General features: G+C 54.0%; 17 protein-coding genes. 9 read left to right on the forward strand and 8 right to left on the reverse strand.

Translation table 11 applies throughout. The features are described from left to right. Position 1: 1 nt before the first annotated feature. A complete protein-coding gene (paaG, locus tag FFI95_RS04520; protein ID WP_144821185.1) occupies positions 2-793 on the reverse strand; it encodes a 2-(1,2-epoxy-1,2-dihydrophenyl)acetyl-CoA isomerase PaaG in 792 nt (263 codons plus the stop codon). A 69-nt stretch (positions 794-862) separates the two neighbouring features. Next, on the reverse strand, positions 863-1636 hold the full coding sequence (paaF, locus tag FFI95_RS04525; RefSeq protein WP_144821186.1) for a 2,3-dehydroadipyl-CoA hydratase PaaF: 774 nt from the start codon (positions 1634-1636) through the stop codon (positions 863-865). Positions 1637-1993: 357 nt separating this feature from the next. Here paaF and FFI95_RS04530 point away from each other — a divergent pair, with 357 nt between their 5' ends. Beyond that, positions 1994-2584 carry a phenylacetic acid degradation protein PaaY gene (locus tag FFI95_RS04530; protein ID WP_144821187.1) on the forward strand — a complete coding sequence of 197 codons (591 nt, stop codon included), beginning with the start codon at positions 1994-1996 and terminating at the stop codon, positions 2582-2584. Between the two features lie 49 nt (positions 2585-2633). Here FFI95_RS04530 and FFI95_RS04535 read toward each other — a convergent pair whose 3' ends face one another. Continuing rightward, positions 2634-3821, reverse strand: a complete 1188-nt coding sequence (locus FFI95_RS04535; RefSeq protein WP_144821188.1) for a CynX/NimT family MFS transporter — start codon at positions 3819-3821, stop codon at positions 2634-2636. 292 nt (positions 3822-4113) lie between these two features. Here FFI95_RS04535 and FFI95_RS04540 point away from each other — a divergent pair, with 292 nt between their 5' ends. The 3 genes from FFI95_RS04540 to FFI95_RS04550 all read left to right on the forward strand — a co-directional run bounded on the left by FFI95_RS04540 (position 4114) and on the right by FFI95_RS04550 (position 8508). Beyond that, positions 4114-6357, forward strand: a complete 2244-nt coding sequence (locus FFI95_RS04540; protein ID WP_186311959.1) for an RICIN domain-containing protein — start codon at positions 4114-4116, stop codon at positions 6355-6357. Between the two features lie 26 nt (positions 6358-6383). Next, positions 6384-7427, forward strand: coding sequence for a helix-turn-helix domain-containing protein (locus FFI95_RS04545; RefSeq protein ID WP_144821190.1), 1044 nt, complete (start codon positions 6384-6386; stop codon positions 7425-7427). Positions 7428-7533: 106 nt separating this feature from the next. Then, entirely contained in the window at positions 7534-8508 is a 975-nt protein-coding gene (locus FFI95_RS04550) for an arsenic resistance protein (protein ID WP_144821191.1), read from the forward strand. 23 nt (positions 8509-8531) lie between these two features. Here the strand turns inward: FFI95_RS04550 and FFI95_RS04555 are convergent, their stop codons facing one another. Further along, positions 8532-9476: a LysR family transcriptional regulator gene (locus tag FFI95_RS04555; RefSeq protein WP_186311960.1), complete on the reverse strand. Its 945-nt coding sequence runs from the start codon at positions 9474-9476 to the stop codon at positions 8532-8534. Positions 9477-9630: 154 nt separating this feature from the next. On the opposite strand from FFI95_RS04555, the gene FFI95_RS04560 reads away from it, so the two are divergent. Further along, complete coding sequence (locus FFI95_RS04560) at positions 9631-11091, forward strand: AMP-binding protein (RefSeq protein ID WP_144821193.1); 1461 nt, start codon at positions 9631-9633, stop codon at positions 11089-11091. A gap of 77 nt (positions 11092-11168) precedes the next feature. Beyond that, positions 11169-12137, forward strand: a complete 969-nt coding sequence (locus FFI95_RS04565; RefSeq protein WP_144821194.1) for an NAD(P)H-dependent flavin oxidoreductase — start codon at positions 11169-11171, stop codon at positions 12135-12137. Positions 12138-12200: 63 nt separating this feature from the next. Here the strand turns inward: FFI95_RS04565 and FFI95_RS04570 are convergent, their stop codons facing one another. The 3 genes from FFI95_RS04570 to dctP all read right to left on the reverse strand — a co-directional run bounded on the left by FFI95_RS04570 (position 12201) and on the right by dctP (position 15191). Further along, positions 12201-13511 (reverse strand): TRAP transporter large permease, encoded by a 1311-nt coding sequence (locus FFI95_RS04570; protein WP_144821195.1) that lies wholly within the window; start codon positions 13509-13511, stop codon positions 12201-12203. After that, positions 13508-14053, reverse strand: coding sequence for a TRAP transporter small permease subunit (locus tag FFI95_RS04575; protein ID WP_144821196.1), 546 nt, complete (start codon positions 14051-14053; stop codon positions 13508-13510). The genes FFI95_RS04570 and FFI95_RS04575 overlap by 4 nt, the downstream gene beginning before the upstream one ends. A 91-nt stretch (positions 14054-14144) precedes the next feature. Next, a complete protein-coding gene (dctP, locus tag FFI95_RS04580) occupies positions 14145-15191 on the reverse strand; it encodes a TRAP transporter substrate-binding protein DctP (protein ID WP_144821197.1) in 1047 nt (348 codons plus the stop codon). A gap of 164 nt (positions 15192-15355) precedes the next feature. Between dctP and FFI95_RS04585 the strand changes: the two genes are divergently transcribed. Beyond that, positions 15356-16096: an enoyl-CoA hydratase/isomerase family protein gene (locus tag FFI95_RS04585; protein WP_144821198.1), complete on the forward strand. Its 741-nt coding sequence runs from the start codon at positions 15356-15358 to the stop codon at positions 16094-16096. A gap of 6 nt (positions 16097-16102) precedes the next feature. Here the strand turns inward: FFI95_RS04585 and FFI95_RS04590 are convergent, their stop codons facing one another. After that, positions 16103-17704 (reverse strand): class I adenylate-forming enzyme family protein, encoded by a 1602-nt coding sequence (locus FFI95_RS04590; RefSeq protein ID WP_144821199.1) that lies wholly within the window; start codon positions 17702-17704, stop codon positions 16103-16105. Positions 17705-17842: 138 nt separating this feature from the next. Between FFI95_RS04590 and FFI95_RS04595 the strand changes: the two genes are divergently transcribed. Both FFI95_RS04595 and FFI95_RS04600 read left to right on the forward strand, forming a co-directional pair. After that, on the forward strand, positions 17843-18283 hold the full coding sequence (locus tag FFI95_RS04595; protein ID WP_144821200.1) for a PaaI family thioesterase: 441 nt from the start codon (positions 17843-17845) through the stop codon (positions 18281-18283). A gap of 51 nt (positions 18284-18334) precedes the next feature. Next, positions 18335-19102, forward strand: a complete 768-nt coding sequence (locus tag FFI95_RS04600) for an SDR family NAD(P)-dependent oxidoreductase (protein ID WP_144821464.1) — start codon at positions 18335-18337, stop codon at positions 19100-19102. Position 19103 lies beyond the last annotated feature (1 nt).

The raw sequence follows: 19103 nt of genomic DNA on the forward strand, positions 1-19103 counted from the left end.
CTTATTTCCCCTTGAATTCTGGTGCGCGTTTTTCCATGAAAGCCGCAACGCCTTCACGGTAATCATCAGTGCGGCCGGCCAGGCGCTGCAGGTCCCGCTCTACCAGCACTTGTTCTTCAAAGCTGTTGTCCGGGCTCGCGTGCAGGGCGCGCTTGATCATGGCCAGACCTTTGGTGGGCTGGGTTGCAAAATGGCGGGCCAGTTTCATCGACTCCTCTTCCAGAGCGTCGTCATCCACGCACTGCCAGATCATGCCCCACTGTTCCGCTTTTTCGGCGCTCAGTTTGTCACCGAGCATGGCCAGGCCTTTCGCCCGGGCCATGCCAACGGAGCGTGGCAGCGTCCAGGTCCCGCCTGAATCGGGAATCAGCCCAATTTTGCAAAACGCCTGAACAAAATTTGCGGACCGTGCGGCAAGAGTAATGTCACACGCCAGGGCAATATTTGCGCCGGCTCCGGCAGCAACGCCGTTCACCGCACATATAACCGGCATGGGCAGGTTACGGAGGGTCTGCAGCAACGGGTTGTAGTATTTTTCGATAGACAGGCCGAGATCCGGCGCTTCATCACCCGGATTCACGTTGCGATCGGACAGATCCTGGCCGGCACAGAAGCCGCGGCCGTTACCGGTCAGCAGGAGTACCCGCACGCTGTGGTCGTTGCGGATCGTCTTAAGCGCAGCGCGCATCTGTTCATGCATCTCAACGTTAAAACTGTTGAGGCTCTTGGGACGGTTCAGGGTGACTTTGGCAATTCCCTGATCGATATCGAGAAGCACACTCTGCTCAGTCATGGAAAAGTCCTTGTGATAGCAGTGGAACCCGGGTTGCTTGCTTCGGGCGGATGATTTGCCAGGCCGGGCTCAGCGCCCGGTGAACTCTGGCTTACGTTTGTTCTGGAACGCATCGAGGCCTTCACGGCGATCGTCGGTTGCCGCCAGAATGGTGAAAGCGTGACGCTCAAAGCGCAGGCCGGCTGCAAGGTCCATGTCTTCTGCACGTTGCACCGCCTCGCGGGCCAGCTGCACGGCAATCGGTCCCTTGGAGGCGATTGTGCGTGCAATGGCAAGGGCGCGCTCTACCGTCAGCTCTGGCTGGCAGACCTCGCTCACGAGACCGGCGTCCAGAGCGCGCTCAGCACCGATGGGCTCTCCGGTGAGTACCATTTGCATAGCCAGAGACTGGCCAACCGCGCGCACCAGCCGCTGGGTGCCACCGGCACCTGGCATGATGCCGAGATTGATTTCAGGCTGGCCGAAACGGGCATTATTGCCGGCAATGATGATGTCGCCGTTCATTGCCAGTTCGCAGCCGCCTCCCAGGCAGAAGCCGTTAACGGCGGTGATCAGAGGCTTGGTAAACCGTGCGATGCGAGCCCAGTGCTGAGTCCGCGGGTCTTCGAGCATGCCGACCAGGTCGCGGGCGGCCATCTCGTTGATGTCGGCACCTGCAGCAAAGGCTCGTTCACTCCCGGTGATCACAACAGCACGGGTGTCGGGGTCAGCTTCGGCTGCATCCAGCTCTTTGCTCAGAACGTCAAGTAAGGCAGTGTTAAGGGCGTTGAGGGCTTCAGGGCGGTTAAGCGTTAACAGACGAACGCCCTGATCCGGCCCTTCCGAGAGCAGTATCTGTGGCATAAAGGTTCCGGCATTGGGTTGTTTTAATCGTTGTCGGTAAGGCCTGATTATTCTCAAGGCAACTTCCGCGGGGCGGTGTTCCGCCTCAAAAATCTATCAAAAGAGTATAGGTTTGAATTGATACCGGTCAAGATTTTACGTACAGATTTTTGTATCACATTGCTGTATGGGGAATCGGCAGGGATGTAGTATTATGATTTTTCGACTTATTTTTACTGTTAGTCTTTAGTCGTAGATAGTTGCGGCAGACGCAGTAACAGGCGCTATCGACACGCCCGTGGGGTGTGTGCTGGATGTCCTGATACAGAAAGAGTAGCTTAAGATACAAAAACACAAACACGTTAAAGGGAGCCTCTCATGCCCTGTTACCGCATTGATGGTGTGACACCTGTGGTGCACCCGACGGCTTATGTACACCCGACAGCTGTACTGATTGGCGATGTACACATAGGACCTGACTGCTATGTTGGACCGTGCGCCTCTTTGCGCGGTGATTTCGGTCGAATTGTGATGGAGCAGGGCGCAAACCTGCAGGATACCTGTGTTGTCCATGCTTTCCCGGGCCGGGACGCCGTGGTCCGGCGCAATGGGCATATCGGGCATGGTGCCGTCTTGCATGGCTGTGTAATAGAAGAAGATGCCATGGTTGGCATGAATGCCGTCGTTATGGATGAAGCGATCATCTCTGCCCGCTCCATTGTGGGTGCGGCTGCGTTCGTGAAAAGCGGTTTTACCTGTGAGCCGGCTTCGTTAATTGTAGGGGCGCCGGCCAAGGTGTTGCGCACCTTGAGTGATAAAGAAGTGAGCTGGAAGCTGCGCGGTACTCAGGAGTATCAGACCCTGACACAGCGGTGCCTGCAAACCATGAGTGAATGCTCGCCCTTGACTGAAATAGATGCCAACAGGCCTGAATTACGGATAGATGGGCATGATCTGAAGGGAGAGTAGTGCGTGCTCAGGAACGCGGGAAGGCCAGACAGGCTTATTGTCTCTGGCTTCAGGGTTCCAGCACATATCGCTGGCGGCCCGCTCCCAGGCCCGCCAGAATGGCGCCCAGAGCAATCAGACCAAGAAAGAGCCCGGCTATGTTCCAGCTTTCAAACCGCTCATGCAGTACACCGACAAGGAGTGGGCCGAGCGCTGCCATGGTGTAGCCAACGCTCTGGGCCATTCCTGACAGGCGTGCGGCCGTGTCAGTATCCCGGGCTCGCACGGCCAGCAGGGTGAGCGCTATGCTGAAAGAGCCGCCCTGTCCCAGGCCGAGAATAATAACCCAGAACCAGACGCCTTCGATGGGAGCATAGATACTGCCCATGATTCCGGTGAGTGTTGCCAGCATGACCAGTACCACCATAGCCCGCTGGTCCCACATGTGGCTGGCAATCCAGGGAGCTGCAATGGCCGTCGGCACCTGCACAAGGATAGATACTGACAACGCCAGCCCTGCCGTAACCGGCTCAATTCCCCGATCCTGAAGAATCGTTGGCAGCCAGCCAAACACGGTATACGCCAGGGACGACTGCAGCCCCATATAAAAGGCGACCTGCCAGGCTAACCCATCCCTGAAAAGTGACGTCTGTGGCGCGCGTGGTGTTGCAGGGATTTGCTTGCCATCCAGCTGAAGCCACCACGCAACAGCCGCAATAACGGCAGGGACTGCCCAGAAAGCCAGTGCCGGCTGCCACTCATTAGAAAATGCGATGCGCAGAGGCTCCGTAGCCCCGGCTGCAACTGCCGCACCCGTGCAAAGAACGGCGGTGTAGAGCCCGGTCATCAGGCTGGCGGATTCCGGAAAATCGCGTTTTACAATGCCGGGCAGCAACACACTCATTATACCGATACAGCCCCCCGCAACCGCTGTGCCCAGGAATAAGCCGCTGACGCCAAGATACGGGCGTACAACCATAGCCAGAGCCAGAATAATAAGAGCTGCCAGAACGGTGCGCTCCATGCCCAGCCTGCGGGCGGCGTATGGGGCCATAGGTGCTGCCAGACCCAGAAGCAGCACGGGCAGTGTGGTAAGTACGCCCTGACCAATGGAGGACAGCGACAGGCTATCGCCAATGGTTTTCAGAACCGGCCCGACGCTCGTCAGTGCCGGGCGCAGATTGAGGGCAACCAGCATCATGCCCACAAACATCATAATGGCATTTCGGGAGGGGGTTGTGGCGCTTTTAAGGGGCATGAGGGCTGGCTCTCGTCTACACGTTTGTTTTGGAGGGCTTCCAGAATCGTGATCGCGCATGGATGAAACGGAGAAGATTGCAGCATTGCTCCTGCAGAAGTCAATCCGCTGCCCCGCTGATGCAATGACCCTGACCCTGGTTATCTGGCCTGCTTTGACACGATTTCAAGAAACTGCACACCTTTTGCAGATTATGCGAACACATTACGGTAGCGCCTACCAAGCTCCAGTCCTATGGTCGCGATGGATCCATCCCGGTAAACCGAAACAAAACACAATAAAGGACAGGACCATGGTTCGACTTATTCCCGCTCTGTTCGGGGCCACAACCTTGCTCTTTTCAACTGCTCCGGCAGCGGAAATGACCCAGGAAGCCGTCTACGGACTTGCCCAGGGTTGCTATGCCATTCAGTCATCAGACAATGACCGGTTCATGCGCCGGTACAAAACCTCCGGTACTATTAATGGTGGCTGGAGCTTTGATTTCAGGGCAGAGAACCCGGGGCAGGCGGCACGCTTTTACTTCAAACCCACAGGGTTTGGAACCTTCATGATGCGTGATCAGGCCGGACGCTTTCTTGATACCCGGCTGCCCGCGGAGATTACCGCAGGTACGGTACCCGGACAGAACACCAACTGGCGCATCGACGAACGCACGGATTCCGGTGAGCAGCAGTTCCGGTTTACCAGCCTGTTCCTGAATCGGACGCTAAGGCACAACAAGAACAGCCGCGGTATTTATTTTATAGATTTACTCAACCCGCAGTACCGGAACAGTGAAGCCTGGTTCCGCCTGGTGCCGACAGAAAATTGCGCGAAGTTTCCCGAAGCTGAGTTGAATATTACCGGAGACCTGGAGCAGCTTAAGGGAAGCCCCGACACTCCGGTACGTGGCTCGATTGACGTGCATACGCACATAACCTCCTACGAATTTATGGGAGGAACGATGATGGGTGGTGCTCCGTTCCACCCTTTCGGTGTGACCCGGGCGCTGGCTGACAGTGCCGATGTGCACGGCCCCGATGGTTCGCTGGATGTTATCGGGAACCTGATGGGTTTCAACGACATCAACTTCCGCTATAACACCGCGGGCTGGCCGGACTTTCCCTTTTGGCCCAATCATCAGAGCCTGTCCCATACAGGGTATTACTATCGCTGGATCGAACGGGCTTTCCTTGGCGGGCAGAAGATGATGGTCACTCACCTGGTAGAAAACGAGGTGCTGTGTAACCTTCAGTCTACCCTGTTACCCCAAAGCTGGGGCGGGACCAACAGCTGTGACACGATGGAAAGCATTGATCTGCAGATACTGCGTTTGCACGAAATGCAGGCATATGTGGATGCTCAGGCCGGCGGGCCGGGCGAGGGATTCTTCAGGCTGGTAAACACACCGAAAGAAGCCAGACAGGTGATTGCCGATGGCAAAATGGCGGTTGTACTGGGTATAGAGGCTTCCGAGCTTTTCAATTGTGGTCTGAAGGATCCGGTCTGTTCCCAGGCGTATGTAGAAGAGCAGTTGAATAAGTACCACGATCTGGGTGTGCGCGCCGTTTACCCCATCCATCGGTTTGATAACCAGTTTGGTGGCGCCAGAATTGAAAGCGGACTGATTAACGTGGGCAATAACGTGTCAACCGGCCGGTATTTCTCTATTCAGGATATCCGTGAGCGCGCCCCTGCGCGGGTATACGAATCCGTGATGAATTCAGCGGAGGCGTATTTGCAGATGTGGGAACGTGCCCGCGCCAATACCAACCGTGAGTTTATTAACCCGTTACCTGAATACGTGACGGTCTTTAACCGGGGAACGGGCACCTGTCTTGATGTTCCCGGAAACGACGATGAGGTGACTGCAGGCGCGTGGGTCGATCATTACACCTGTCAGCCCCAGGCTCTCGACCAGCGCTGGCTGTTTAACGCCTCTCAAGGCACGCTCGCCAACCGGGTGGGCAGCAATGCACTGTGCCTGGATAGCAACGGCACGCCCTGGAACAATGGCTATCCGAACCTGCAAGCGTGCGATGGTAGTCTCCCGCAAAGCTGGGATTATTCGGGCCAACGCATAACCAATGCAGATAGCGAGCACCACTCCCTTGATGCGTACCAAAGCGGTTGGGTCGGTTTCTGGCAGTCCCATGACGGTGCCAATCAACAGTGGGAGTTGCGCCTGGATTCTGCCAGTGGGCGGTTGGCACAGTATCGCAGTGAGGAATCCGGGCAGTGTCTGACGGCCACGACGGCCGGCGCCTCCGTGACTCTGGCGGATTGTTCGGGAGCTGAGGCTCAGCTCTGGCAGTGGCTGCCAGCTCAGGGGCTGCTGCAGTCAGGGCTGGATCCTGATTTATGCATCTCCAGTACCGCGCACGCAATCAACAACACACCGTTGATCCTTACCGAGTGCAGTAACGCACAAAAACTCGAGCGACATGCGGATCAGTCGTTTCGCCTGCGCCAGAACAGTAATTTCGCTCTGGACGCTGCAGGCAGGTCAATCCAAAAAGCACCATACTCATCTATACTTGGCAGACGACAATAACAAAATAAGATGTAGAGAGGTGTGGTTTGCTCACACTCACTGGGTTTGGCCTTGGGTGTCTGGTTTCCCTGTTTCTGGTTTCCTGGCGAGATTTTCGCCATTTGTGGGTTGGTAAGGTATTCCTCGTGATCATCATCACGTCGGGGGCATATTTGCTGGACCCTTTAATGCCTGCTGACTGGCGATGGGTTACCTCTGATCTGCAGACGGCAGTACCGGCTTTATTCTGGGCTCTGTGTCAGCTTGTGTTTGCGCGGCACCCAAAGCTGGTGAGCGTTTGGGGGGCAATGGCCTTATACAGCTTTGCTGCGCCAGCATTGTCGCGTCCGTTTATCGAGGCCGGCCTTTGGCCAGAGTGGGGCGTGTACCTCGGCTGGACGCTGGGTCAGTGGTTTGAGTACGTCATCGTATTACATGGTCTTAGCTACGTGGTTCGCCACTGGCGCAATGACCTTGTGGAAGCTCGTAGAAAAGCCCGTCTGGCACTGCTTCTTATCCTTGGAAGTGCTGTGGGCGTTGCCATTATCAGCCTGAATTTCGGTATTTATCACGACGTAACCCGGGGCGTAGTGGTTGCTCTGGCGGCACTGGCAATCCTGCTGTGTATTATCAGCTCACGTGAGGGCTTATTGAAGTTGGTGCCACAAGAAAAGCCAGCCGGGGATCTGCAGCCACAGGAGCCGGCGGCACAGGCCCCACGCGAGCTACAGGCCGAGACAGGGAATGACGATGCTCACAAGCTGGCGGAAATCATGGCAAACGGGTTTTATAAAAAAGAAAAGCTGACCCTCAAGCAGCTTGCGACCGCGATGGGAATCCCTGAGTACAGGGTTCGGCGCCTGATCAATCAGACATTGGGTTATCGCAACTTTAATGATTACATTAACCAGCTGCGGATTGCTGAGGCAGCTGAGCGTCTGGTGCAAACGCCGGAAGAGCCGGTTTTGAATATATCCCTGGATGTAGGGTACCGGACACTGAGTTCGTTCAATCGTGCTTTCCGGGATATTACGGATACCACGCCCACTGCTTACCGGCAATCAAGGTGTACAGAAAAGCTTACCGGGTGACTTTGTCACAGTCACTCACACCTCTAAGGGTTAGTCTTACCGAATACGCAGTGCATAAATACAGGCGTTTTGTTTTCGTTAACTGTCAGCCCGGGAGAAACGGTGTATGTGGCCTTTGTTGTTCTGGATGCAGAAACATCTTGTCTGGAGTATTCCGCTTGCCATGATTGCCGGCTTCGTTGCCGGACAGATAATTGAGCCAGATCCGCTACGCTGGGCTATACTGCCGCTGACCTTTCTGATGGTTTATCCCATGATGGTCACCATGAACCTGCGCCAGTTGTTGCAGCCCGGGGGCGGCAAGCTGTTGTGGGTAACCCAGTTACTCAACTTTATTCTGATACCGGCTATAGGGTACGGCGCCGGTCTGCTCTTTTTTCCCGATGAACCATTTGCGCGGCTGGCGCTTCTATTAACATCACTGCTACCAACCTCTGGCATGACAATCTCCTGGACAGGCTTTGCGAAAGGCAACGTGCCAGCAGCGGTGCGGATGACGGTTGTCGGGCTGATTGCGGGGTCTCTGCTTGCACCGTTCTATCTTAAAGGATTGCTCGGTGCAGTGATTGAAATTCCGGTTTCCCAGGTATTTATGCAGATCGCGCTTATCGTCTTTCTGCCGTTAGCACTGGGCTACTTCACTCAGCGAGCACTCATATCAAAGCATGGCGCAAGCACCTTTCATCAGGAGGTCAAGCCAAAGTTTCCGCCATTTTCCACTCTTGGCGTTCTGGGGGTGGTGTTTGTTTCCATGGCATTAAAATCACAGGATATTCTGAATAATCCCGGGTCGCTGTTTGCGTACCTTGTGCCTCTGTTGCTGATTTACGCGCTGAACTTTGTTATCAGTACGCTTATTGGCAAAGCGCTGTTCCCCCGGGGCGATGCCATTGCCCTGGTTTATGGCACGGTCATGCGGAATTTGTCCATAGCGCTGGCTATTGCCATGGGCGTTTTTGGTGAAGAGGGCGCAGATGCTGCCCTGTTGATTGCGTTGGCATATATTGTTCAGGTGCAGGCGGCCGCCTGGTATGTCAGGTTTTCTGACCGCCTGTTCGGGGCACCTGAATCATTGACCTGAGCTCACTCAGGTTCGGATTCGTCTTAAGTGTCATTAAACTGCCCCTTCAGCATCTTTCCAACGGCGCCGTTTTCTGAAAAAGCCTCCCGGATAAAGTCCATCAGCGACCTGACTGTCTGGGAGGGGTACAGGTTCGGAGCCGTAATCAAAAACATCTTGTTACCCCACATTTCCGGGTCTGAGTCAAACCCCTCAAGAGATCTGACCAGTGCACCAGATTTAAGCTCGTCACTGATCAGGTAATACGGCAAAACGCCGATACCATTACCCGAAACAATCGATCGCTTTAGAAAGTTCATATCAGCGCACTGCAGTTTTGGCAACAGATCCACGACATGCCGTTCGCGTTCCTGTTGCGAGAAAAAACTCAGGGTAAGCCGGTTGTGACGCACCGGCGGCGTCACCAGGTCGTGCTCGGTGAGCTCCGCAGGCGCTTCAGGGCTGCCGCGGTGCTCAATGTATTCAGGAGAGACACAAGGAACCCATTCAATGTGCGATAACTCCCGGGCAACGTAATGTTCGGGAGGTGAGTTAGCAACCCGGATTGCTATATCCACTTCTTCGTCCAGCAAATCATATATCCGGTTATTGAACGTAAGCTGCATGGTAACGCCCGGGTGTGCTTTACCGAAGTCAAGCAGGGCTGGCCCCAGTGTCAGTTGTCCCAGGCCTATCGGGACACTGATTCGTACATGACCTCTTAAGTTTCTGCCCATATCCAGAACTGTAGCCTCGAGGGCTGCAAGTTCCTGAGTAACCTTAACCGCGTGCTCATACATAGCCCAGCCAATTTCTGTGGGCTCCAGCCTGCGTGTGGTTCTTCTGAGAAGCTGTACACGATGGTCAGATTCCAGCTTTTTAAGCCGGCGGCTGATGTTTGATCGGCTCGTATTCATTCGCTGAGCCGCAGCGCTCATGCTGCCGGCCTCGATAATCGCAACAAGAGCCTCCAAGTCTTTGATCTCCAAGTCGTCACCTTCGATTGTTGCGAATATTGAAACAGTGTGGGCTAAGATTTGTGCATTGTCGAGTATTAGGAGGGTGGCATACAGTGTTTCTTCAGGTCGCCATAGCTCAAGGCACCCCATGAAATCTGGATAAACAAAACAACAGGATCGAAAAATGACCGCTAAGCTCATCTTTGAAGACACAGCTTACTCGGGGGCTGAAGTACAGCAACGAGGGCTTAAACTGGCAGGTGGTCTGACCTCGCTCGGCGTGAACGAAGGTGACGTTATCGCTGTCATGATGCGAAACCATCCGGCCTTCATTGATGTCATGATGGCTTGCCGCACGATCGGAATCTACCACTGCGCGATTAACTGGCACTTCAAGGCCGGGGAAGCACTTCATATCCTCACAGACTCCAATGCCAAAGCTCTTATCATTCAGGCCGAGTTTCTGGGCGAAGTAGAAGCAGTCATTCCCGATGGCGTGCCTATTCTGGTTTTAGATTCCAACACTGGTATGCAGCAGGATTATGAGACCTGGCTGGACAGGCAGCCTCCGTATGAAGGTCCGGAGAGAGTGCCCCGGGGGATGATGCCTTATACCTCAGGCACCACAGGCAACCCCAAAGGTGTTCGTCGTATGCCGCTCGACCCGTGCTTCTTACCTCTGATCCAGCAGATTGCTGAAAAAGCCTGGGGTGTTAAAGAAGGTGTTCGCGTCCTGATGCCAGCTCCCCTGTATCATAGCGCACCTAACAACATGACCCTTCAGAGCCTGCTGTTCGGAGAGTTGCTGGTGCTCACTCAGGGTTTTGATCCCGAGGACATTCTGCGCCTGATTGAGACGCACAAAATCACCACCGTTTACCTGGTGCCGATCATGTATGTGAGGTTGTTACGTCTGCCTGATGAGATAAAGCAGCGTTACGATATCTCATCGGTTAGTTTTGTGGCTTCCACAGGGGCACCCTGCTCACCTGAGCTCAAGGCATCGATGCTTGAGTGGTGGGGGCCGGTTATCCATGAAACTTATGCTTCCAGTGAAACCGGCATGCTGACTGTGCAGAGCCCTGAGGGTGCACTCGAAAAGCCGGGAAGTGTGGGCAAGCCAGTGCTGGGCGCTGATATAAGAATTATTGATGGAAATGGGAAGGAATGTCCCGAAGGTGAAGTGGGTATTATATACGGACGCCAACCCGCCTACCCCGATTTTACCTACCAGAATAACCAGCAAGCCAGAGAGGAGGCCTCACTCGGTGATCTGGTAACAGTGGGTGATATGGGCTACTTCGATGAAGATGGTTACCTGTATGTATGCGATCGCATGTCAGATATGGTTATTTCCGGAGGCGTCAATATTTATCCCGCGGAGATAGAGCATGCAATCCTGGAAGTCGACGGTATTCAGGATTGCGCTGTGATTGGCGTCCCTGACCCGGAATTCGGCGAATCACTTTTAGGGTTGATCAAATTCCAGAACGCAACCGACGACACAGTCCAGGAAGTCCGGAAACACCTTGAGGGCCGGTTGGCCAAATACAAAATCCCTCGTGAAATCATAATTGTCAGTAATATTGCGCGGGATGCGAACGGGAAGATATCAAAGAAAAAACTTAAGCAGCAGTTTGCATAAAGACTAAATCACCACGGATACCGCGAGTGTATTTTTAGCTATTTCACACACGAATAAATAAGGTCAGGAATAAAAACATGAGTCTTCCCGATATACTGAAAAACAAGCTGGCTTTGCCAGTGATCTGCTCGCCAATGTTCATCATTTCCACGCCAAAACTGGTCATCGAACAATGCAAGGCCGGCCTTGTGGGTTCATTCCCAGCGCTGAACGCACGGCCTGCTGAAAAGCTGGATGAGTGGCTCACTGAGATTGAATCCGAGCTGGCGGCCTATCAGGCGGAAAATCCGGAAGCCAAAGTGGGGCCCTACGCCGTTAACCAGATTTGTCATGGCTCCAACGACCGCCTTAAACACGACATGGATGTCTGTGTGAAACATAAGGTGCCCATCATCATAACCAGTCTTCAGGCGTCTGAAATGGTGATCGAGGCAGCGCACAGCTATGGTGGCCTGGTTTTTCACGATGTCATTAATGTGCGGCATGCGAAGAAAGCACTGGCTGCCGGGGTCGATGGATTAATACTGGTAACAGCCGGCGCTGGCGGACATGCCGGCACCTTAAGCCCCTTTGCGCTGCTCACAGAAATCCGTAGCTTCTATAATGGCCCCGTTATTCTGGGCGGCTCCATTACAAAAGGTAATCACATTCTTGGCGCCCGGGTATTAGGGGCTGATCTGGCGTACATGGGCACGCGCTTTATAGCGACTGAAGAAGCCAATGCTGACCAGGGCTATAAGGATATGATTGTTGAATCCTCTGCCTCTGACGTGATTTACACCAACTTGTTTACGGGAGTCCATGGTAACTACCTCCGCGGGAGCATAGAGAAGGCCGGCCTGGATCCGGATAACCTGCCAGAGTCGGATAAAAGTAAAATGTCCTTTGGCTCCAAGGGGAGTAGCAAGAGCAAAGCCTGGCGTGATATCTGGGGTGCTGGTCAGGGTGTAGGCGGAATAACCGGGCTCACAACGGTTGCAAACGTAGTGGCAACGCTCAAAGATGAGTATGAAACGGCGCGGGCAGGTATGGAGCGCCTGGATTAAATCAGGAGGGCCTGCGGTGCTTATATCTTAACCAATAAGCACCGCAGGGAGTGAATCAGCTATTCAGAAGAACAGACCTGGCAGCCAGGTCGCGATTTCCGGGAAAACCATGATAATGGCGATAGCCAGTATTTCTATGACGACGAACGGGATCACAGAACCGTATATGTCCTTCATGGTTATGCCCGGTGGCACCACGCCTTTCAGATAGAACAGGTTAAAGCCGAAAGGTGGTGTCTTGTAGCCAATCTCCATGTTAATCACGAATAGGATGCCGAACCAGATCGGATCAAATCCCAGAGATTTTACGATGGGCATGAATACCGGCAGTGTGATCAGCATAATGCCCACCGGATCAAGCACCATGGCCAGGAAGAATACAATAACCATCATGGCGATGATGATCCCCCAGGGGCCACCGGGAATAAGCTGCATCAGTCCTTCTATAAGGTCCTGGGCGCCCATGCTCTGATAAGCGGCGCTGAATGCATGGGCGGCAAACAGTATCCACATAATCATGCCCGTAAGCTTGAACGTGCGGATAGCCGCCTCGTGCATAATGCTCCACTTGAACTGCCGATAGACTGCAGCCGAGATTAAAGCGCCGAGAACGCCCATGGCTGCAGCTTCTGTAGGTGTAGTGATGCCGCCTATAATAGAACCAAGCACCATCAGTACAACGCCAATAGGCAGTAAGACAGCCCTCAGAGCCCTGAACTTCTCCGGCCAGGTTCCGCGCTCCCCGGGGGGCAGGGCAGGAGCCAGGTGTGGCTGTAACGTAGAGCGTACAAGGATGTACACAACGGTGAGCACCATCAGAAGAACACCCGGCATAACGCCTGCCGCGAACATCTGGCCTACGGAAACACCGGTAATCAACGCATATAGAATCATCAGGATACTGGGCGGTATGAGAATACCCCAGCCGCCGCCGGTATTGATGACCCCCAGTGCCATCTTGCGGTCATAACCCCGCTCCAGCATGGAGGGCAGGGCAATCGTTCCCATGGCAACAACCGCAGCGCCACTGATACCGACCATGGCTGCAAACACCGCACAGATGACCAGAGTACCTATCGCCAGACCGCCGCGCAGACCGCCGAACCAGAGATGCATCATGCGGTAAAGGTCTTTAGCCACCCCGGTGCGTTCAAGCACCATGGCCATGAATACAAATAAGGGTATCGCCACCAGAGTAAAACTGTTCATGGTGCCCAGAATTTGCGAGGCGACCATGTAAAAGGAGTCAAAGCCCCAGGTGAAGTACAGGAAAACAACCGAAACACCGCCCAGCACAAATGTCAGCGGCAGGCCCAGTAGCAGGAAAAACAGCAGTGAGCCGAAAAAAAGCAGAGTCAGGACTTCAATACTCACGATTGCTCTCCTTCGGAGGTATCGGAAACCGGACGGTAATAGTCCAGGTTGAATGCGATGGCGATATCTTCAAGAAGTTTGGCCAGCCCCTGCAATACAAGAAGGCCTGTGCCTACAGGAATCGCCAGCTTTACCGGCCAGATTGGCGGATTCCACGCTGAGTAAGAGGTTTCCCAACTCGCCATGGACTCTCTGGCCATATCAATACCGAACCAAAGCAGGGCCAGGGTGAAAATAAAAAACAGCAGCGATGTGGCGATATCCATTAACGCGCGCTTGCGTGGTGAAAGGTGAGAGTGCAGCAGGTCCACATTCACATGGCCCTTATGGGCCAGAATATAGCCACCGGACATGACTGCGTACACACCAAACAACATCTGGGTAAGCTCGTTGGTCCAGCTTGTCGGGGCATTCAGCAAGTATCGGAACCCCACCTCGCCAATCAAAAGAACGAACATGACAAAAACGAGCAGAGCCAGCCAGCGCCCGACAAAGTCATTCAGGCGGGTCACTCCCGTTATGAATGCAGTCAGCACATTCATAGCATTCTCCGGAGGGTTGTTGGTTTTAAGAGGAAAAGGCCAGAGGTTCCAGCCCTCTGGCCTTCATTGAAGTCCTGGCAGCGGCTGTTATTCAGAGGTAGCCAAGATCCGCCAGGTAGTCTTTCAGCATGTTCAGCGCTTTTTGAGCTTTCTCGCTGCGTTTGCCTTCCTCTTCCCAGGTTTCCTTCGCAGCTTCAGTCAGCTTGGCCTGAACATCCTCAGGCAGTTTGGTGATTTTCACACCCTGCTCCGCCTGAATCGTTGCCAGAGTTTTGCGCTCTTTGAACTGGTACTCGTTGGTACGGATCCAGAACTGCTCATTGAGGGTATCCTTTACAATTTTCTGCATATCCTCGGGCAGCTTGTTCAGGGCTTTCTGGTTAATCAGGAAAACATCCGTACCAGCAATATTTAATGCCGGCTTAACGTGGTACTTGGCAACTTCATACAACGACATGCTCGCGGCTCCTTGCACAGCCCCCCAGTGGGCACCATCAACAATGCCGGAGTCCAGGGCCGAATAAAGCTCGCTGCCGGGGATATATGAAGCGGAGGCACCCGCGTCGGTCAGGAATTTTTGCAGGGCGCCCGAGGAGCGGATTTTCAGGCTGGTGAAGTCTTCCCAACTGTTGATGGGCTTTTTAACAACCATCTCTGTCGTGAACACTTTATCGGTTGACCAGTAAACACCATGTTCGGCGGCTTCATCGCGCAGCATCTGCTCAAAGCCCAGGTTTTTGTGAAAGTATGCAACTTCCCAGACGTTGCGAAACGCAAAGGGTAAGCCTGAAGCGATGCCCGCGAGGGACATTTTGTCCTGGGCGTAGCCCGGGGAAATAACGCCCATTTCGAGGATGCCACGGCTGACGGCATTAAAGGTTTCTTTAGCGCTGAACAGAGCGCCCGCCTCATAGAGCTTGAGCTGGAGCTGGCCATCGGTGCGTTCGTCCAACACCCTCTTCAGTCGTTTCAGGCTATCCGTGTACGATGAGCTTGCTGCGGGCCAGTGTGCCTGTACCTTCCAGGTTACAGTATCCTGGGCGGCTACAGGTGCAGCGACCAGAGCAGCAGAAACTCCAAGAGTCAGGGCTGATACGTAAGCAACCAGGCTATTGCGTGCTTTGGCGAAGAACATCATGATTTTGCCTCATTCGTTGTTGTAATGATACGCTTCCGGTTTCACTATGCAAAACTGCAGATTGCAGGGTGATCCTTTGTTTTCTGAATTTATCACATGATCGGACTTTTGCAATAAGACGTTTGATCTGAATCGGCAAAACCCCTAACAAGAAGGATAGTCCAATGATTGATAGTCAGCAGAGTCATGGTGTACTCCAGCTTATTATTAACCGCCCCGGGAAGAAAAATGCACTCACTCGCGATATGTATCAGCAGCTGACCGACGCTGTAACCCGTGCCAATCAAGACGTATCCATAAATGCGATCGTTATTTACGGCGCAGACGGTGTATTCACGGCAGGCAATGACCTGGATGATTTTCGCGAGCGCGCCACCGATGAAAACCCGAAGCCCTCAGCAGGGCTGATGTTTATCGAAGCACTGATGGATTGCGATGTGCCGGTAATAGCGGCAGTTGAAGGGTTGGCGATTGGCATCGGCACAACCATGTTGCTGCACATGGATGTGGTGGTGTCAGCCGAAAGTGCAAGATTCAAGACGGCGTTTGTGGATCTTGGGCTAGTGCCTGAAGCTGGGTCTACGGTGACAATGCCGTTGCACCTGGGTACCCGAAGGGCTACCGATCTGTTGTTGTTGGGTGAGGAGATCAACGGCAATGAAGCCAGGGAGTGCGGTCTGGTAAGCCGGGTGGTCTCTGATGGCACTGCCGTGGCGGAAGCTGTCGCCATTGCAGAGAACCTGGCCAGCAAACCCCGTGAAGCTCTGCGGGCCAGTAAGCGGCTTATCCGCGCTCCCTGGCGCGACCAGATCAAGCAGGCTCTGGAGCGGGAGCGCGGAGTGTTTTCTGAACGGCTGCAATCAGAAGACTGCCAGGCCGCATTGGACAAACTTAAGCGTCGGTAAGCGGGCTTAGTGGCCGGCCGCCTCCCAATAGGGCGTACGCAGCTCCCGCTTCAGGATCTTGCCGATTGTGGAGCGGGGCAGCTCATCACGAAACTCAATAGCTGAGAGGCGCTGGCTTTTGCCAAGTTGCGCGTTGGCCCAGTCAAGTATTGCCGACGGTGACTCCTTCTGCCCGGGCTTCAGTACGACCAGACCCAAAGGCGTTTCTCCCCAGTGTTCACTGGGGACGCCAATGACTGCGGTATCGTCTATGGCAGGGTGTGCAAGCAGTACCTTTTCAAGATCAACCGCATAAATGTTGAAGCCCCCCGAAATGATCATGTCTTTGCGACGATCGAGAATAAAGACAAAGCCATCCTCATCAATGCGCCCCATATCTCCGCTGCGGTAGAAAATATCGCCTTCAGGACTTTCCCAAAGCATTTCCCGGGTCTGCTCTGGCCGGTTTACGTAACCGCGCATCATTGAAATTGCCCGACCGACAAGTTCGCCGGTTTCGCCTGCTGGCAGCTCTCGGCCGTCTTCGTCGATGACGCGTACTTCAGCGCCTTCGGTTGGCTTGCCTACTGAACTCCATTTATCAGGATGCGCAGCGCAGTCGAGACTGGTGGATATGCCCCCCTCGGTCAGCCCGTAGACTTCCCGTATGTTGCCAGGCCAGCGTGCCATTGCATCGCGTATCACGTCCGGACGCAGGGGCGCGCTGGTGCAGAGCTTCAGCTTGAAGCTGGACAGGTCAAACTTATCAAATGTGTCGTCCGCCAGAATCCTCTGGTATTGCACAGGTACTAACATGGCGTGGGTTACGCGGTGTGTTTCTGCCAGCTCGAGAAACCGCCGGGTATCAAATTTGCCCATGATGACCAGGGTGCCACCATGAAACAGCGTAGGTAATACAGATACCAGCGTGGTGTTTGAATACAGAGGTGTTGAAACCAGGTTGATGGCATCGCCATCTAACCCGAAGCGGCTCATACGTACCATCTGTCGTTGGCGGAACCGGTAATCATGGAGAATACCCTTGGGCGTGCCTGTCGTCCCGGAGCTGTAGATGATATTGAAGGCGTCGTCCAGGGTTACGTCCACAGGTTGCGCCTGCGTTGACGCATTGTGCACCCAATCGCTCAGTGGCTGTCCGATTCCCTCACCGTTTTTATTCAAAGCAATAATGTGGTCGTCGGGTAATTCTTTCAGCTGGTCCCGGAACGCCTGTAAAAGTTCGCGGTTTTTTTGTGAAACAAAAAGGAAGCGCGCCCCACAGTCACTGAGCATCAGGCTCAGACTGTCAGCGCTGGCCATGCCTGAAAGCGGCACCATGCAACCACCCGCCGTAAGCACGCCCAGGTACAGGGCGACGTAGTCTGCGCTGTTTTCTGATAATGCTGCAACAGAGTCGCCGGTTTCGAGCCCCGCCTCCCGGAGGCGGTTGGCAATCTGGTTCACCTGGTCCAGCAGAGCTTGCCAGCTCGTTGTACCTTGCTCGCTGATAAGTGCCGGGTGGTCGGGCCGGGTTGTCGCAAACTGTTGTATGCGATGGCCGAGGACCTCTACTGGTTCATCAGGAGTAGCAGGCGCGTATACCGGCATTTGGGTCAGCTTGTTTTTCATTTCTGCACCTCATACTGTTATGGTGTTTTGTCTGGTGAAATATTCTTCCGATTATGTTGACTCAAAAGCGGATGACATGCCAAATTAATGAAAAAATATAACGACAGTCTCTTTGAACCTGCCGGGAAATTAAAAACAATGAGTAAGCAAGAACCTCTTTTTGTTGATAGTTCGGAATTGCCGGGTTTTCACAACCTGCTTGGCTATCGCCAGGCCTCCTGGGAGCAAGATGAAGCGGTTATCGAAGTGGAGCTGCAGCCGAGGCACCTGAATCTCGGCGGCGTTATTCATGGTGGAGTGCTTACGTCCCTGCTGGATATTGCTTTGGCTCAGGCCGGGACTTACTGCCCTTATCCCGGACGCATGCGTAAAGCGATTACCTTGTCTCTGACCACAACCTTCACCGGCCAGTGTTCGAGTGGAACCATCCGCGTGACCGGGCGTAAACGGGCCGGTGGAACACGGATATTTAACAGTACCGGAGAGGTTCATGACGACAGCGGCAACCTGCTTGCCATTGCTGAAGGCACCTTCCGGATCCGGTCGGGTAGCGAAAAGCCAGAAGGCGTACCTATCTGAACATTCGTTGATAAAAACAAAAAAATAAACACTAAGAACAAGGAGCGCATGATGAATAATCCGCTGTTTGACATGACCGGAAAGGTCGCCCTGATCACCGGATCAACCAAGGGCATCGGGCGCTCAATAGCCGAAGAAATGGCCCGGCTGGGGGCAAAGGTCGTTATTTCCAGCCGGAAAACCGAGGCCTGTGAGAAGGTTGCAAATGAGCTGAAGGAACAGGGTTACGAGGCGATGGCCATCCCCTGTCACGTTGGCAAAAAAGACGATCTGCAGAACCTGGTGGATAAAACCAATGAAGCCTGGGGCAGCATCGATGTACTTGTGTGTAATGCTGCGACTAACCCGGTTTATGGTCCGACCTCTGAAATGACAGACGAAGCCTGGGATAAAATCATCGACACCAATGTTAAGGGCACGTTCTGGCTCACAAATATGGTGCTGCCGCAAATGGCGGATAAAGGTGAGGGTGCCGTTGTGTTGCTGTCCAGCATTGCCGGAATTCGCGGCAACACAACCATTGGCACCTACGGTGTATCCAAGGCCGCAGAAGCTGCGCTGGCAAGAAACCTGGCGGTGGAATGGGGGCCGAAAGGTATCCGCATCAACAGCATTGCCCCCGGCCTGATCAAGACTGACTTTGCCAGGGCGCTCTGGGAAGACCCGGTTCGTGTAAAGCAGGCCGAGGATAAAACGCCACTAAGAAGAATCGGCGACCCTGTTGATATCGCCGGCCTGGCGGTGTTTCTGTCAACCCGCGCCAGCGCTTATGTAACCGGCCAGACCATAGTCGCGGACGGCGGTGAAACCATCTGTTAAA

The sequence above is a fragment of the Marinobacter piscis genome (assembly GCF_007671655.1).
Classification (GTDB): Bacteria; Pseudomonadota; Gammaproteobacteria; order Pseudomonadales; family Oleiphilaceae; genus Marinobacter; species Marinobacter piscensis.

Bases quoted from the DNA above. Each gene is read 5' to 3' on its own strand.
- dctP (WP_144821197.1), bottom strand. From the start codon at position 15,191: ATGATGTTCTTCGCCAAAGCACGCAATAGCCTGGTTGCTTACGTATCA.
- FFI95_RS04550 (WP_144821191.1), top strand. From the start codon at position 7,534: ATGTGGCCTTTGTTGTTCTGGATGCAGAAACATCTTGTCTGGAGTATT.
- FFI95_RS04565 (WP_144821194.1), top strand. From the start codon at position 11,169: ATGAGTCTTCCCGATATACTGAAAAACAAGCTGGCTTTGCCAGTGATC.
- FFI95_RS04530 (WP_144821187.1), top strand. From the start codon at position 1,994: ATGCCCTGTTACCGCATTGATGGTGTGACACCTGTGGTGCACCCGACG.
- FFI95_RS04575 (WP_144821196.1), bottom strand. From the start codon at position 14,053: ATGAATGTGCTGACTGCATTCATAACGGGAGTGACCCGCCTGAATGAC.
- FFI95_RS04585 (WP_144821198.1), top strand. From the start codon at position 15,356: ATGATTGATAGTCAGCAGAGTCATGGTGTACTCCAGCTTATTATTAAC.
- FFI95_RS04540 (WP_186311959.1), top strand. From the start codon at position 4,114: ATGGTTCGACTTATTCCCGCTCTGTTCGGGGCCACAACCTTGCTCTTT.
- FFI95_RS04590 (WP_144821199.1), bottom strand. From the start codon at position 17,704: ATGAAAAACAAGCTGACCCAAATGCCGGTATACGCGCCTGCTACTCCT.
- FFI95_RS04535 (WP_144821188.1), bottom strand. From the start codon at position 3,821: ATGCCCCTTAAAAGCGCCACAACCCCCTCCCGAAATGCCATTATGATG.
- FFI95_RS04595 (WP_144821200.1), top strand. From the start codon at position 17,843: ATGAGTAAGCAAGAACCTCTTTTTGTTGATAGTTCGGAATTGCCGGGT.
- FFI95_RS04600 (WP_144821464.1), top strand. From the start codon at position 18,335: ATGAATAATCCGCTGTTTGACATGACCGGAAAGGTCGCCCTGATCACC.
- paaF (WP_144821186.1), bottom strand. From the start codon at position 1,636: ATGCCACAGATACTGCTCTCGGAAGGGCCGGATCAGGGCGTTCGTCTG.
- FFI95_RS04560 (WP_144821193.1), top strand. From the start codon at position 9,631: ATGACCGCTAAGCTCATCTTTGAAGACACAGCTTACTCGGGGGCTGAA.
- paaG (WP_144821185.1), bottom strand. From the start codon at position 793: ATGACTGAGCAGAGTGTGCTTCTCGATATCGATCAGGGAATTGCCAAA.